General features: G+C 32.7%; 18 protein-coding genes. 15 read left to right on the forward strand and 3 right to left on the reverse strand.

All coding sequences use genetic code 11. From position 1 onward, the window contains the following. The first annotated feature begins 56 nt into the window (after nt 1–56). The 6 genes from Q0U66_RS03685 to Q0U66_RS03710 are packed head-to-tail and all read left to right on the forward strand — an operon-like array spanning nt 57 to nt 4988. The gene (locus Q0U66_RS03685) at nt 57–956 is read left to right on the forward strand and encodes a DUF1385 domain-containing protein (protein ID WP_297377578.1); all 900 of its coding nucleotides are present in this window, start codon (nt 57–59) and stop codon (nt 954–956) included. After that, nucleotides 940–1767: a peptide chain release factor N(5)-glutamine methyltransferase gene (gene prmC, locus Q0U66_RS03690; RefSeq protein WP_297377580.1), complete on the forward strand. Its 828-nt coding sequence runs from the start codon at nt 940–942 to the stop codon at nt 1765–1767. Before Q0U66_RS03685 ends, prmC begins: the two co-directional genes overlap by 17 nt. A 49-nt stretch (nt 1768–1816) precedes the next feature. Continuing rightward, a complete protein-coding gene (gene prfA / locus Q0U66_RS03695) occupies nt 1817–2893 on the forward strand; it encodes a peptide chain release factor 1 (RefSeq protein WP_297377582.1) in 1077 nt (358 codons plus the stop codon). 13 nt (nt 2894–2906) lie between these two features. After that, nucleotides 2907–3920 (forward strand): type 2 isopentenyl-diphosphate Delta-isomerase, encoded by a 1014-nt coding sequence (gene fni / locus Q0U66_RS03700; RefSeq protein ID WP_297377584.1) that lies wholly within the window; start codon nt 2907–2909, stop codon nt 3918–3920. Further along, entirely contained in the window at nt 3917–4723 is an 807-nt protein-coding gene (locus tag Q0U66_RS03705) for an Mrp/NBP35 family ATP-binding protein (RefSeq protein ID WP_297377586.1), read from the forward strand. Before fni ends, Q0U66_RS03705 begins: the two co-directional genes overlap by 4 nt. After that, nucleotides 4713–4988 (forward strand): hypothetical protein, encoded by a 276-nt coding sequence (locus Q0U66_RS03710; RefSeq protein ID WP_297377588.1) that lies wholly within the window; start codon nt 4713–4715, stop codon nt 4986–4988. Before Q0U66_RS03705 ends, Q0U66_RS03710 begins: the two co-directional genes overlap by 11 nt. Nucleotides 4989–5029: 41 nt before the next feature. On the opposite strand, the gene Q0U66_RS03715 is transcribed toward Q0U66_RS03710, so the two are convergent. After that, nucleotides 5030–5350 (reverse strand): Asp23/Gls24 family envelope stress response protein, encoded by a 321-nt coding sequence (locus tag Q0U66_RS03715; RefSeq protein WP_297377590.1) that lies wholly within the window; start codon nt 5348–5350, stop codon nt 5030–5032. Nucleotides 5351–5497: 147 nt separating this feature from the next. On the opposite strand from Q0U66_RS03715, the gene Q0U66_RS03720 reads away from it, so the two are divergent. From Q0U66_RS03720 to Q0U66_RS03760, 9 genes are all read left to right on the forward strand, one after another. Beyond that, nucleotides 5498–7381: an acyltransferase family protein gene (locus tag Q0U66_RS03720; RefSeq protein ID WP_297377592.1), complete on the forward strand. Its 1884-nt coding sequence runs from the start codon at nt 5498–5500 to the stop codon at nt 7379–7381. Nucleotides 7382–7471: 90 nt separating this feature from the next. Continuing rightward, nucleotides 7472–8224, forward strand: a complete 753-nt coding sequence (locus Q0U66_RS03725; protein WP_297377594.1) for a hypothetical protein — start codon at nt 7472–7474, stop codon at nt 8222–8224. Nucleotides 8225–8264: 40 nt separating this feature from the next. Continuing rightward, nucleotides 8265–9008: a Fe-S cluster assembly ATPase SufC gene (gene sufC / locus Q0U66_RS03730; RefSeq protein ID WP_103981546.1), complete on the forward strand. Its 744-nt coding sequence runs from the start codon at nt 8265–8267 to the stop codon at nt 9006–9008. Beyond that, the gene (gene sufB / locus Q0U66_RS03735; protein ID WP_297377597.1) at nt 9001–10407 is read left to right on the forward strand and encodes a Fe-S cluster assembly protein SufB; all 1407 of its coding nucleotides are present in this window, start codon (nt 9001–9003) and stop codon (nt 10405–10407) included. The genes sufC and sufB overlap by 8 nt, the downstream gene beginning before the upstream one ends. A gap of 9 nt (nt 10408–10416) precedes the next feature. Continuing rightward, complete coding sequence (locus Q0U66_RS03740; protein ID WP_297377599.1) at nt 10417–11454, forward strand: SufD family Fe-S cluster assembly protein; 1038 nt, start codon at nt 10417–10419, stop codon at nt 11452–11454. Then, on the forward strand, nt 11451–12662 hold the full coding sequence (locus tag Q0U66_RS03745; RefSeq protein WP_297377601.1) for a SufS family cysteine desulfurase: 1212 nt from the start codon (nt 11451–11453) through the stop codon (nt 12660–12662). Before Q0U66_RS03740 ends, Q0U66_RS03745 begins: the two co-directional genes overlap by 4 nt. Beyond that, the gene (sufU, locus tag Q0U66_RS03750; protein ID WP_297377603.1) at nt 12652–13080 is read left to right on the forward strand and encodes a Fe-S cluster assembly sulfur transfer protein SufU; all 429 of its coding nucleotides are present in this window, start codon (nt 12652–12654) and stop codon (nt 13078–13080) included. Before Q0U66_RS03745 ends, sufU begins: the two co-directional genes overlap by 11 nt. A 59-nt stretch (nt 13081–13139) precedes the next feature. Beyond that, nucleotides 13140–13577, forward strand: a complete 438-nt coding sequence (locus Q0U66_RS03755; RefSeq protein ID WP_297377605.1) for a hypothetical protein — start codon at nt 13140–13142, stop codon at nt 13575–13577. A 63-nt stretch (nt 13578–13640) separates the two neighbouring features. Then, nucleotides 13641–13778: a hypothetical protein gene (locus tag Q0U66_RS03760; RefSeq protein WP_297377607.1), complete on the forward strand. Its 138-nt coding sequence runs from the start codon at nt 13641–13643 to the stop codon at nt 13776–13778. A 54-nt stretch (nt 13779–13832) separates the two neighbouring features. Here Q0U66_RS03760 and Q0U66_RS03765 read toward each other — a convergent pair whose 3' ends face one another. Together Q0U66_RS03765 and Q0U66_RS03770 are read right to left on the reverse strand one after the other, a co-directional pair. Then, the gene (locus Q0U66_RS03765; RefSeq protein ID WP_297377609.1) at nt 13833–14291 is read right to left on the reverse strand and encodes a hypothetical protein; all 459 of its coding nucleotides are present in this window, start codon (nt 14289–14291) and stop codon (nt 13833–13835) included. Continuing rightward, nucleotides 14291–15274, reverse strand: a complete 984-nt coding sequence (locus Q0U66_RS03770; protein ID WP_297377611.1) for a polysaccharide deacetylase family protein — start codon at nt 15272–15274, stop codon at nt 14291–14293. Before Q0U66_RS03770 ends, Q0U66_RS03765 begins: the two co-directional genes overlap by 1 nt. Nucleotides 15275–15433 lie beyond the last annotated feature (159 nt).

Genomic DNA, 15433 nt, shown 5'->3' on the forward strand with positions numbered 1-15433 from the left:
GTAAAAAGAAAAAAAGAACACTAATTACTATGTGTTCATTATACAAGGAGTTTATGATGAGTAGAGACATTAAAAAAACTTCCATAGGGGGTCAGGCTCTTTTTGAAGGCATACTTATGAAGGGACCTTTTGTTAGTTCAATAGCTGTGAGAAAACCCGATGGAGAAATTGAAGCAAAAATAGTAGAAAGAACAACTATAGCGGAAAAATATCCTATTTTTAAGCTACCATTTTTAAGAGGAATGGGGATTTTATGGGATGCCCTTAGAAATGGTACAAAGGCTATAGATTATTCTTTATCTTATTATCCAGAAGAGGAAAAGAAATCTAGCAAGTTAGCAGATTTTTTCTATTCTATTTTATCCATATTGGTTACAGGACTTTTCATAGCCCTATTTTTCTTTGTACCAACATGGATTTCTAATTTATTTGCAGATAAAATTAATTCGATATTTGTATTGAACCTGATAGAAGGATTTATAAGAGTTATTTTCTTTTTGATATATATAATGTCCATATCCCAAATAAAAGACATAAAAAGAGTATTTAGATACCATGGGGCAGAGCATAAAACTATAGCCTGCTATGAGCATGGAGAAGAATTAACCGTGGAAAATGTAAGAAAACATTCTAAATTACACCCAAGGTGTGGGACATCCTTCATGTTTAATATGGTACTGATATCGGCCCTAGTCTTATCACTTTTTGGCTGGCCAAACCCACTTTTAAGATTTGCAACTAGGATTTTAATCATCCCTATTTTAGTGGGTATCACCTATGAATTAAATAGGTGGATGGGAAAGTCAGATTCAAAGCTTGCTAAAATATTGGCCCTACCAGGAATGTTTGTCCAATATATTGGAACTGTAAAAGAACCAAGTGATGACATGATTGAAGTTGCTATTGCAGCCATGGAGCTTGTAATACCAGAGGATAGCCATGCAGACGAACTCTAAGACTATAAAAGACTTGCTAGATGCAGACTACCAGTATACGGAAATCATTCTTCAGTATCTTTTGGATATGACAAGGTCGCAGATTTTTTTGAATCAAAATTTAGAACTTTCAGATGATGTATGGAATAGATTTTTAGACATACAAAGAGATCTAAAGGATGGTAGACCTCTTCAATACGCCATAGGTAAATGGAACTTTTATGGTTATGACTTTTCTGTAAACGAGAATGTTTTAATCCCTAGGCCAGAGACTGAATTGCTAGTAGAAGAGATATTAAAAGAAAATCTTAGGGATAAAAAATTACTTGATATTGGAACAGGATCAGGCGCTATTGCCATAAGTTTAGCCTTAGAAAACAATGTTAATCTTCATGTAAGTGCCTGTGATATTTCTAGAGAAGCCTTAGAAGTTGCTAGGATGAATGCGAAAAGTCTTGGAGCCCTTGTAGACTTTATCCATTCTGACCTTTTTGAAAATGTTGAAGGAAAATTTGACATTATAGTTTCCAATCCTCCATATATAAGCGAAGAGGACTATGATGAGCTTGATAAACTTTTATACTACGAACCAAAAACAGCCCTATATGGTGGTGTAAAGGGCTACGAAATTTATGAAAAAATAATAAACCAGGCTAAGTCCCATCTAGCAGATGACGCTAGTATTTTTTTTGAAATCGGTTATGACCAAGGAAAGGTCGTTTCCGACTTGCTTAAAGAAAATGGTTACCACGATGTAAAAATTTTACAAGATTATGGTGGAAAAGATAGGATAGTCAAGGGTAAATGGCTAAAAGATAGCATTAGAAGCTAATCTTATGCTATAATTATTATGATATTTATTGATTATTGAAAGGATTTTTATGTTTGAAAAATTAGAATCAACTAAAGAGCATTATTACGATTTAGAAAAACAATTAGCTTCTCCAGATTTGCTTGCTGATATGGATAAGTGGCAACAAGTAAATAGAGAATATGTGGGACTTAAAGATTTGGTTAAGGCCTACGAGGAATATAGAGAAAATGAAGACAGGATAAGCGAAAATAAAGAAATGTTAGAAGCTACTGAAGACCAAGAGTTTTTAGACCTTCTTCATGAAGAAATACATGAGTCAGAAAAAAGATTAGAAGAATTAGAAGAAAAAATAACATTCTTACTTATACCAAAAGATCCAAATGACCACAAAAACGTATTCGTTGAAATTAGAGCAGGTGCAGGTGGTGATGAGGCCGGACTTTTTGCTGGTGAACTTTACAGAATGTACCAAATGTATGCTTCAAAATCAGGATTCAAGGTTGAAGAAATTGAGTTTTCTGACCAAGGTATAGGTGGTGTAAAGGAAGTAATCTTCATGGTAAAGGGTGAGGGAGCCTATTCAAAATTAAAATATGAATCTGGTGTTCATAGGGTACAAAGGGTTCCACAAACTGAAACTTCTGGACGTATCCATACATCTACAGCAACTGTTGCGGTTTTACCAGAAGCAGAGGATGTAGACGTTCAAATAAATGAATCTACAGATATTAGAATAGACTATTACAGGGCTTCAGGAGCTGGTGGACAACATGTTAACACAACAGACTCAGCTGTACGTATTACCCACTTACCTACAGGTATAGTTGTTGCTGTACAAGATGAAAAATCACAGCACAAAAACAAAGACAAGGCTATGAAGATTTTAAGAGCTAGAGTTTATGAAGCTGAACTTGAAGAACAACAAAAGGCCTTATCAGAAGATAGAAAATCACAAGTTGGTACAGGGGACAGGTCAGAGAAAATTAGGACCTATAACTTCCCTCAATCTAGAGTAACAGACCACAGGATAAATAAAACAATCCACCAATTACAAGACTTTTTAGATGGGGATATTGAAGAGATGATAGATGCTTTGATATTGGAAGACCAAACTAAGAAGCTTGAATTATCTCAAGAAAAATAATTAGAGGAAAAAGATGAATAATATTAAAGACTTATATATAGACAATTCCCTAATAGGTAGCCACCAAGGCCATACCTTATTTGATGATGTATATATTGAACACAATTCACTTCCAGAAATTAATTTATCAGACATTGATACTACTACTGAATTTATGGGAAGTAATTTTTCTTTTCCATTAATTATTTCATCTATGATAGGTGGTACAGAAAGAGGATTAGAAATAAATGAAATCCTTGTAAATATCGCCCAAGATTTAAATATACCTATAGAATTAGGATCCCAACAGGAAAATATAGCAAGTGATGAACAATCAAAGCTTTACTTGTCAGAAATAGATGATGACATAGAGAAAAATGTTTTTATCTTATCTAACTTATCAGCTAAGGCTAGTGAAGAAGATGCAAAAATAGCTATGGACCAAGTAAAGGCTAATGCTTTATCCCTATATATAAATGCAGCTCAAGAAGCTGTTAGTTTTGACCATGCAGCTGATTTTGAAGGGGTCTTAGCTAATATAGAAAAACTTGTTTCTATTTATGGGGGCAAAGTTTTAGTTAAAGAGAAGGCTATGGGAATGTCTCAAGAAACTGTAAAAAAATTAGTTTCAGCAGGAGTTAACTATATAGACTTATCTGGCTATGGTGGAACAAACTTTATAGAGATAGAAAACTTGCGTAATTATAGGAATGATTTTTCCGACATGTACGGTTGGGGTATACCAACAGCCAAGGCTATATTAAATGCTAGAGCAGTCAGTCAAGATGTTAAAATCATAGCATCGGGCGGAATAAAGACTTCTATGGACATCATCAAGGCCTTGATATTGGGAGCCGATTATGTAGCTGTAGCAGGTGAGCTTTTAAGATATCTAGTTCATGGAGGCTATGACCATGCTAAGGCATACCTAGAAGGACTTATAAAGAAGACAAAGATACTTATGTTTTTATTGGGAGCAAAAAACTTAGAAGAATTAAAAAGAGTTCCTTATAAATTGACAGGTAAATTAAAGGAAATTTCAGAATGACAGATTTTAATGTAAAAAGAAAACAAGCCCTTTTCAACTTAGAAACAAATGAAAATTCTCAAGTGAAAAATGTTATAGCTGTAGTTTCAGGTAAGGGTGGAGTAGGTAAGTCTATGGTTACTTCAAGTCTAGCTGTAGCCATGGCAAAAAAAGGATACAAGGTAGCTATTTTAGATGCTGATATAACCGGACCGTCAATAGCAAGAGCTTTCAATCTTAAAGGAAAGCTAGAAGTAGCTGACAAGGGATTAAACCCAATGGTGACCAAGGAAGGGATCAAGATAGTTTCTGCCAACCTTATAATTGATGATGAAAAATCTGCCGTGGTTTGGAGGGCTCCAATGCTTACTGGAGCTATAAGGCAATTTTGGACAGATGTAAATTGGGGAGAGATAGACTATATGTTTGTAGATCTTCCACCGGGAACATCTGATGCCCAACTTACTATATTTCAATCAATCACCTTGATGGGAATTATAATGGTAAGTTCACCTCAAGACCTTGTAAATATGATTGTAGAAAAGGCCTTAGGAATGGCTAATAAATTAGATATACCTGTACTAGGCATTGTAGAAAACTTTTCATATTTTCAAGCTCCAGATACAGGGAAAAAATATGAGATTTTTGGAAAATCAAAGGTTGGAGAATTGTCAGAAAAATATGGACTAGATATATTGGCTCAAATACCAATAAATCCAGAGTTCGCAGACCTAATTGACCAAGGAAAAGTTGAGAGCATAGATACATCATTTTTAAATGAAGCAGTTGAAAAAATTGAAGGTTTTGAAAAATATGAAGAATAAGATAGTGACCAAGGGACAATTGAAGTTTATGATATTTACAAACTTATTTATCTTTGCAACAATTGGCCTTATAATTTATGAATTAAAAAAAATAGGAGGGATTAAATACTCCTATATAATGCTAGGTTTAATCTTCGCCTTGATGGCAGTAAACCAAGTTATTTATTATAAGAATAATAAGACAAAATCCTATGCTTTTATGGCTGGTTTTTTTGGACTTATTTCTATATTAATAATAATATTTTCAATACTAAGATTACTATAAAAAAACTGTTGCTGGTTTTATTTACCTGCAACAGTTTTTTACTATGCTATATCTTTTACAAAAACATCAACATGATCAATATCAAAAGCTAATATTGTATGTATTTGTTCTTTTACATTTTTTTGAACATTTTCAGCCACTTCATATACATTTTCACCGGCTTTTACAACTATAGTAACCTTAATTTGCATGCTGTTATCTTCAACATTTGCAATCAAAGCTTCTTTTTTTCTGCCGTCAAATTTACCATTTTTATATCCGATAACACTGTGCACGCCTTCAACTTTTAATGCGCTTTCTGCAACTAATTGATCTATTATATCATTTGAAATCTTAACTGAACCATTCTTAAAATCAGACATGATTACCTCCTTTTTATAAAAAGCAAATCTGCTTATATATAAGATTATTATATTCAAAAGATGGCCTTTATGCAAATTACTTTTTAGGCTATCAACAACTATTAAAATTGTGTTATAATTATTTATACATTAAAGAAGGAAGTACAAATGAAAAGAAACAAAATTTTTGGATTAGATTTATTGAAAACAATAGCAATAATTGCAATAGTTATATATCATTTAAATGCGGCATGGTTGACAGGTGGTTTTATAGGAGTTGATCTATTTTTTGTAATATCAGGTTACCTATTAGCAGCCTCTTTTGTAAGACAAGATGAAGAAGGTGGATTTTCCTTATTTAAAAACATATTTAGGAGGATAAAAAATCTTTGGCCACCACTGTTTATAGTTGTATTTTTCGTGACTATATTTATAACTATGTTCAACAAACCTATCTTGGATATAGCCCACAGGGATATATTCCCAAGTTTGACTTTTACCAATAACTGGTGGTTTATAATCAATAAGGTGGGTTATTTTGACTCATATTTCCAAAGTCCATTTAAACACCTTTGGTATATTTCTGTTTTAATGCAGGGTTATATCATATTAAATGTTCTATTTTATTTAACAAGTAAATTATCAGTAAAAAACAATTACAAATTATTTAGAATTATCATTTTAATTTTAGCTATAATATCATTTGTAGTAATGCAGGTCTTATATGACCCAGAAAATGTTTCAAGAGTTTATTATGGAACAGATACTAGGATTTTTGAGATAATCATTGGTGTATTGTCCTACTTCCATTATCCAATAAGAAAATTAAGAAAAGATCCTAGAAATAGCTTAGAAGACTATGAAAAAGATAAGTTTGAAGTTAGTTTATCTAAACCTTTAATGGCTTTAATTAGCGTTCTTAGCTTAGCAGCCTTTGTAGTTCTAGGCCTATATGTCTCTGAAGAACAAACTTGGGTTTACAGGGGTGGATTTTTACTATTTGCCTTATTATCGGTTGCAATGATTTATACTATTGCTAATGATAATAATCCAATATTTAACAAGTTTAGATATATACCATTTATTACAAAACCAGGTGAAATGTCATATTCTATATATTTATGGCACTTCCCAATAATTATTCTGTCAGAAACCCAGTCAGAAATAAATGGACCAAAGACCGTATATGTAATTCTTAGGGTGCTAGCATTCTTACTTTTATCAGCCTTTACCTATTACTTTATGGAAAAACCTCTGGCCAAAGAAAGAAAAGCGAGACCAAAATCTAGAAGAGAAAGAGAAAAAACAAGGGAAAGAAAAACTAATGTCCTTGTACAAAGAATTGCTTTGGGACTTGCTATAATCTTTATCCTAGGAGCCTTTGGTATAGGTATACCATTTATTTCAACAGCCTTTGTTGACACCACTAGAAATATAGATTTACCAGATGAACTTGTAACAGATGGTGAACAATTGGGACAAAAGGCTAAAGAAAATGGCATGGAAATCATAAAACCGGCTGAAAAAGAAGTAAGTCCAAACGAACCTGGTTCAAATAAGCAGCCAGAAATTAATTTTGGTGAAATAAAGTATGACAAGATAGTTCTGATAGGGGATTCACTTGGAGTAAATGTAGGCTTAAGCTTAAAGGAAAAATTAAATAATGTAATAGTTGATGCTAAGGTTTCAAGGCAGCTTTACCAATCAGAGCCAGTTTTTGCAAAATATGGTGAACACGATTCTGAAAATACAGCCTTGATAATGATGCTAGGAACCAACGGTTTATTTAATGAAGGTCACTTAGATAAATTAATGGCACATTTTCCAAAGAGTAAGAAGGTGTTTGTGAATGTAAACATGCCAGACTCATGGAGAGACAAGGTAAACCAAGACCTAGCAGCCTATGTTGAAAAACATCCTGAAATAAGCTTGGTAGACTGGTATTCAAACTCAAAAGACCATCCAGAATACTTTGCTAAGGACAAAACCCACCTAAATAACGATGGTATAAATGTCATGATAAATTTAATAGCACAAGAACTTAAAAAATAGAGATAAAGTGTGTAGGGACCTTGAAAGGAGCCTGCACACTTTATTTCTTTATTAATTTCAATATGCTATAATTTTTAGTACGGAGTGATTATGACAAGTTTAAGAGAACAATATTTAGACATAAAAACAGAATATTTATATAAGAGCATTTATGAGAAAAATCTTTATAATAACTTATACATTCAAAAATTTGGAAAATATGAGTTGGAAAAGAAAGAGCTCTTGTATAAGATGTTTATATATGACCAAAGAATGCAATCTAAGCTTTTATTTAGCATGAGTACAGACCTAAAGACTTACTCAAATGTTAATTTAATAGACCAGTATTCAGATGGAATAGCTCAGATTGAATATAGGGATTTAATAAATCATATAAATGAATTAAAAAACTTGCTTACAAAAAATGACTTATTTATAGCAAGGGCAAATGAAAATCTCAATGATAAGACTAAAGTAAAAATTAGAAAACTATTGAAATATACAGATCCTCTTCTAGTTAATGGGGAGAGGTCGAAAAACCTATATGAGAGCTTTATTCTTCAGGGAAAATCAGTTTACCTTCCACACTTAAATGAACTACTTGACTTTGCTGAAGTAGTTCAGGGAAAGGTCAAGAAAAATCCTAAAGAAGTCTATGAAGAAGCAATTGAAAGTTATAAAAAAGACTTGGAAGAATTGGATAATACTTTTCCAATAAATATAGCAGACAAGTTAAATTCTAATGAATATAAAATGAAACAAGAAGAAGACTACAAAGAAGAGATTAAAAAGGCTAGAAAATCGTTAAAAAAGATGTCGCAATTTTATCTTTATAGCAAGGATGATTCAGGCTTACTTAACTAATTATTAAAATGGTATAAAAACATGCAAGAAGGGGGATGCAATGTTAAAAATAGAAAATTTACATGCTCAGGTAGAGGGCAAGGAAATATTGAAGGGGATAGATTTAGAAATTAAATCTGGTGAAACTCATGTTATCATGGGGCCAAATGGTTCAGGTAAGTCCACCTTATTAAAAGTAATAATGGACCACCCAGACTATGAAGTAACTGAAGGTGAAATCTTCTTTGAAGGTGAAGATATATCAGAAGAATCAACTGATAAAAGAGCTAAGAGAGGTATGTTTTTATCCTTCCAAAACCCAGAAGAAGTTGAAGGTATCTCTGTAGAAAATTTTTTACGTACAGCCTTCACAAATGTTAAAGATGAAAAACCACAATTATTAGAATTTAGAAGAGATTTAAAGAAAAAATTAGAAGAATTAGACTTTAATGGAGACTATGCGCAGAGATACTTGAATGTAGGCTTCTCAGGTGGGGAAAAGAAAAAGAATGAAATCCTACAAATGAAAGTTTTAGATCCAAAATTTATTATGCTTGACGAAACTGATTCAGGCTTGGACGTAGATGCAACAAAGATTGTTTCTAAAGAAGTGTCTTCATTCTTAAATGAAGATAAGGCTGCACTAATCATTACCCACCATTCTTCAATATTAGAATCAATCAAGCCAGATTTTGTCCATGTAATGATTGAAGGAAAGATCGTAAGGACTTCAGATAGCAGCTTGATAAGCGAAATCGAAAAAGATGGTTACTCTAAAATAAGAGAAGAGGTAAAAAATGTCTAAAAAAACCTATGTTGAAGATATAGATAGGGGAATTTACGACAGAAAAAATGATTTTGAATATGACAAAATTTCCTCTAAGGGTTTGACTGAAGAAGTTGTTAGACAAATTTCAGCTGAAAAAAATGAACCAGAATGGATGCTAGAAAAAAGATTAGAAGCTATGAGAATCTTCTATGAATTGGATAATCCATCATGGGGACCAGACTTGTCAGCTGTGGATGTTGATGAATTAACCCTATATGTAAAGCCAAAAGCAAGAGAAGTAAACCAATGGGATAATTTACCAGACAATATAAAGCAAACATTTTACGACCTAGGTATACCACAGGCAGAAATTGACGCCTTAGCAGGTGTTGCTGCCCAGTATGACTCAGAGGTTGTGTATTCAAATGTTAAAAAATATTTGAAAGAATTGGGTGTAGTTTATATAACTATGGAAGAAGCCTATGAAAGCCATGAAGACCTATTAAAAGAATGGTTTGGCAAGGCTATAAATCCATCCATGCACAAGTATGCAGCCCTACACTATGCTGTATGGTCAGGTGGATCTTTTGTATATGTACCAAAAGGAGTCCATGTAGACATACCAATTCAATCCTACTTTAGATTTAATGCACCTGGAGCAGGTCAATTTGAACATACCTTTATTTATGTAGATGAAGGCGCTTATGTCCACTATATTGAAGGGTGCTCAGCTCCTAAGTACAATGTAGTCAATGTTCACGCTGGTGCGGTAGAATTATTTGTAAAAGAAAAGGCTAAGCTAAGATATTCAACCATAGAAAACTGGTCAAAAAATATGTACAATCTAAATACCAAATCAGCTATAGTTTGGGAAGAGGGCCATATAGAATGGGTTTCAGGATCCTTTGGTTCTGCAGTTTCAATGCTTTACCCATCATCTATTTTAATTGGTGAAAATGCAAAATCTGACTATACAGGTATCACTTTTGCTAATGATGGGCAAATATTGGATACAGGTACCAAGGTTGTCCATGCTGCTCCAAATACCTATTCTACAGTTAACTCCAGATCGATTTCAAAATCTGGTGGTGAAGCTATTTATAGGGGATTGGTGCATTTTAAAGAAAATGCTGCTGGATCAAAAGCCAATGTTAACTGTGAATCTTTGATGCTTGATAACCAGGGGTCAGTATCAGATACCATTCCTGTAATGATCATAGAAAATGATGATGTAGACCTAGGTCATGAAGCAAAAATAGGTAGGATAGATGACTCTAAAATTTTTTACTTGATGTCTAGAGGTTTGTCTGAAGAAGATGCTAAGGCCATGTTGGTAAGAGGTTTCGCTGAACCTATCGCCAAGGAATTGCCACTAGAATATGCAGTAGAAATGAACAACTTAATTAGTTTAGAACTAATTGGATCAATAGGATAGGAGGATAAAATGACAAAAGCAAATATTTTACCTCACATAACCTGGGGTCACACTAAGGCCAACCATGTTGATATAGAATTACCAGAAATAGACTATATTGATTTTTCATCAAATCCGGGGACTAAAGGATCTGAAGACTTTAACAAAGTATTTGAAAATAAAAAATACGGAGTTTCAGATTCAGTTAAAGAATTAAATGAAAAATATAGAAACTATTCTGAATATTACGAATTTACTGGCCAAGAAGACTTAAGAAGAGAATTTAAACTAAGAGAAGAAATTAGCAATATAAATGACCTACATGAAATCCATGTAAGAGAAGGGGCTAATGCTAAAATCCTATTTGACTATAGGTCTGAAGCTGATATAGAAGCTTTTAGAAATTCTATTTTCAAAATTAATGCTGAAAAAAATTCAGAAGTAAAAATTGTGATTGTACAAAGACTTTCACATAAGTCACAATCCTATGTTTCTTTGATTTCTGAAATTGCAGAAGATGCAAGAGTTCACCTGGTTCATGTTGAATTGGGTTCTAAAAAGGCCTATGCAAACTATGAAGTAGAATTGGTAGGTGCTAGGTCAGAATCTGACATAAAGACAGCTTATTTTGTAGATGGAAATAGGTATTTGGACTTAGCCTATGTGATGACTCACTATGGACAAGAGTCTGATTCCGACATGGTTTTACAAGGGGTATTGAAAGACCATGCAGAAAAGAGATTTGCTGGTACCCTAGATTTCTTAAAGGGATGTAGACTTTCTACGGGTAATGAAGAAGAGTTTGTTACCCTCTTAGACCCAACTGTAAAATCAAGGGCTATACCTATACTATTAGCTCGTGAAGATGATATTGTAGGTAATCACGCCGCATCAGCTGGGCGTGTAGACAAAGAAATGCTCTTTTATATCCAATCAAGGGGTTTTGATCAACTTGAAGCGAAAAGGATTATTATTGAATCAAAAATCAAACCAATACTTGATTTGATAGAAGATATAGATTTAAGAAATGAATTACTAGAAGATATTAGACAAGGAATAAGAGAATGAGACCAGAAGAAATAAGGAAAGACTTTCCTTTTTTCGAAAAAAATAAAGATATCACTTATTTAGATTCGGCTGCAACTAGTCAAAAGCCTAGTATTGTAATTGATTCTCTTAAAGAATATTATGAGACCTTCAATGCCAATGCTGGCAGAGGGTCTTATGGCCTATCTGCAAAGTCAAAAGAGATTTTAGAAAATACTAGAAATAAACTAAAGGATTTTACCAAGGCAGGACATGACTATGAACTTATATTTACTAAGTCTGCTACAGAGGCCTTAAATTTGGTTTCCTATGCTTATGGATTAAATAATCTTAAACCAGGTGATCAAGTTTTAATTTCTATAGCTGAACACCATGCCAACCTGGTTAATTGGCAATATGTCTGCGAAAAAACTGGAGCAGAATTAAAATATTTCTACCTAGATGAAAATTTGAATTTGGACTTGGATGATTATGAGGAGAAATTAAATTCGAATACCAAGATAGTAGCCTTTACAGGGGCTTCCAATGTTTTATCTTTTGAAGTAGAAATTGCTAAAATGGTAGAAATGGCTAAGGAATACGGGGCTTTGACTGTAGTAGATGCGACCCAATTGATTAGCCACAGGCAAATTGATGTGGATGCCTATGGTTGTGACTTTCTTGCCTTTTCTGGACACAAGGTCTTTGCTAGCCAGGGAGTTGGATGTCTTATAGGTAAAAAAGATCTTTTAGAGAAAATGGATCCATTTTTACTTGGTGGAGATATGATTGAATATGTGACTGAAGAAAGTGTATCATATGCAGAAATTCCAAGTAAGTTTGAAGCTGGTACTCTAGATATTGGTTCGATTTATTCACTAGCTAAGGCTGTGGACTATATAAGTAAGCTAGGATATGAAAATATAGAAAAGATTGAAAAAGAGCTATTTTCCTATTTAATAGAAGAAATAGAAAAGTTAGACTTTGTAAAAATCTACTATGATCCTAGCCATAGCCATACCAACCTTATATTCACTATAAAAAATATTCATCCCCATGATATAAGTCAGATTTTAGATTATTACGGTATATGTATTAGGACGGGCCACCATTGTGCCCAGCCCTTGCATAGGTATTTAGGGTTAAATTCATCTTCAAGGATATCTCTTGCTTTTTACAATACAAAAGAAGAGATAGATAGACTAATATGGGGACTAAAAAAAGTAAAGGAAGTATTTTATGGAGCTTAATCAAATATATACAGAGCTAGTTAGAGAACATTCTATGAATTCTTCGAACAAGCATCCTTTAGAAAATAAAACTGATTCACAAATGGGGGTTAACCCGTCATGTGGAGATGAACTAAAATTAAATGTTCTTATAGATGATGGAATAATCAAGGATTCCTCTTATGAAGGTATAGGTTGTGCCATTTCCCAAGCCTCTGCTTCCATGATGATTGATGTCATCAAGGGAAAGAGCCTGGAAGAGGCTAAGAAAGATGTGCGAATATTTTTAGGAATGATCCAAGGTGAAGACCTTTCTGAAGACGATTTAATAAAGATAGGTGATGCAGCCGTATTTGAATCTATATCAAAACTTCCTATGAGGGTAAAATGTGCAGTTTTAGCCTGGAGAACGCTTGACAAAATCTTAGATACAAAATAGAATATAAAGGCCGATAACTGGGTAAAAGCCCAGTTATTATATTCTAAATGGAGAGTGACATGAAATTTTTAGTAAAGAATAAAATATACACATATTCGATTATCCTATCATTTATAATCATCACAGTTATTAGGCTAATCACTGTAGAACATAATATACCATCCAAATTATTTATGGATGCATGTATTCAATCCTGCATATGTATTTGTGCGGACTTAGCTTGGAATGCACCAGGTGTTGGTGGGAAATTTGCTAGCAGGTATATAAAAGATGACCAATCATTTGTTTGGGCTCTAGTAGCAGCTTTGATTCCTTCAGTTTATTATGCATTAATATTAAACTTTACAGGACTATACTTATCTTTTGGAGAGTTTGTACCAGGATTTTTCAATATGTATATAAAAGGCATGCCACTATCATTTATAGTGGGTTATGTGGCTTCTATATTTGTTACCTATGCATTTAAGTATATGGAAAGTAAGGTTGGAAAATATTGAAAAAAAAATAATTTATGCTATTATTTATATAAAATATAGGCCTGTATAAATTAGGAGGATTTTATGAATAATGGTCAAATTTTTAATCAAATGGCATACTTATCAATAATTGATAAATACCTAGATACAGGAATTAGAATTTTATTAATAATATTAATTATAAGTTCAATAATATATATTTGGAAACATATGAATAAATAAAAGTAAAATCTGCTTGGAAGTAATATTTCCAGGCAGATTTTTTAATCCTTATAATTAATTTTTTTTATGCTTATAGTCATCTAAGAAAGTATGGGGATCTTTTATATATACTATATCTCCAACTTTGGCGCCCTCTTCTAATTTTTCACTAACTATATGGGTATGGTCGTCGTGTAAGGCAAGCCAAGACCCATCTTCATATATTTCTACTATTTTAACAGGAATATCTTCTTTTATAGACTTGTAATGGTGGACCTTTGGTGGGTTACTTGCATAATCTATCAATAAATACCTATCTTCTACAACCATGATTGTGTACTGGTTGTTGCTGGTTAAAACCAAGTCTTTGTTATTAATTTTTTCTATCTTATTTCCGAAAATTTCTTCTATTTTGCCTCTTGCTTCCACTTCTGTTAATGGAGTTATTTGAGTACTTTTTATATTGTCCTTAATTAAAAATATAGAAAGTAATATAATAATGAAAATTAAAACGATTACAAGTTTATTCTTCATTAATCTAACACTCCAAAGCTATAGCCCTGATTCCTCATATGGTCTATTAGGGACCCTAAAGCGTTAAGAGTTACATCTTTACCATCATGCATTAAAACAACGGCTATATCCGGATTAAATGTAAATCTTTTAGAATGTTCAAAGTTGTTTATTACCTGTTGGGTATTTTGAGGTCTTGGAATGTCGTTTGGATCTCTAGGTTTTATCGGTTGAGCATCACCATTCATAGTATTCCAATCAATCCATATAATTCCCATATCTTCCAAAGCCTTGTCGGATTTTGCTAAAGATTGTTTATTCCATGACATATGTCCACCAGGATATCTGGAAGTTTTATGCTTAAAATCAGACCCTAGATATTTTCTAAAGGCATCTAAAGTTTGATTTTCTTGTCTAATAATTTCGTCTTTATTTGCAATCCTATTAGGATACAAGTGGTCATAATTATGGTCGAATGAGTGACTTCCTACAACATGACCTTCTTCATAAATCCTTTTAAGAAGATCAGCAGTTTCATCACCGATATTTTTACCAGGCATATAAAAAGTAGCTGGTACATCTTTTTCTTTTAATATATCTAATATTTTCCCTGTGGTAGCCTTATTAGGACCGTCATCAAAAGTTAAAAAGGCGATTTTCTCGCCTTTGTAATCTTTTTTTTCAGTAAATTCTCTTATAGTTTTTGTATCATAAGCATAACTTTTTTCTGGATTTTTATCCTTTATACTAGCCAATACATGGCTTACAGGATTTCCAGATTTTTTAGCTTCCAATTTTTTTTCTAATTCTTCTATAGTACCCTTTGTTTTGTCTAGTTCTTCTTGAACATTATTTAAGTTTTCTTTAAGTTCAGCATTTTCAAGCTTTAATGAAGCTACTGATCTTTCATGCCAAACAAAGGCTAAAATAAAAGCTAAAATTGTAATTGTTAAAAAGAAAAAGAAAAATCTTTTCCAAATTATATGGTGTTTATGTGTTGTCATAATTGCCTCCTACGATCTATTAACCATTCTATCACTATTATTTTATAGGTCAATCAAAATAGTTAAAAACATAAATTTGTTGTATAATACTATAAAGAAAATGATAAGACCAGCTATCAAATGTCAAGAGAAAATAAAAAATAATTTATCTTGAAATTT

The sequence above is a fragment of the uncultured Helcococcus sp. genome (genome assembly GCF_946998255.1).
Classification (GTDB): Bacteria; Bacillota; Clostridia; order Tissierellales; family Peptoniphilaceae; genus Helcococcus.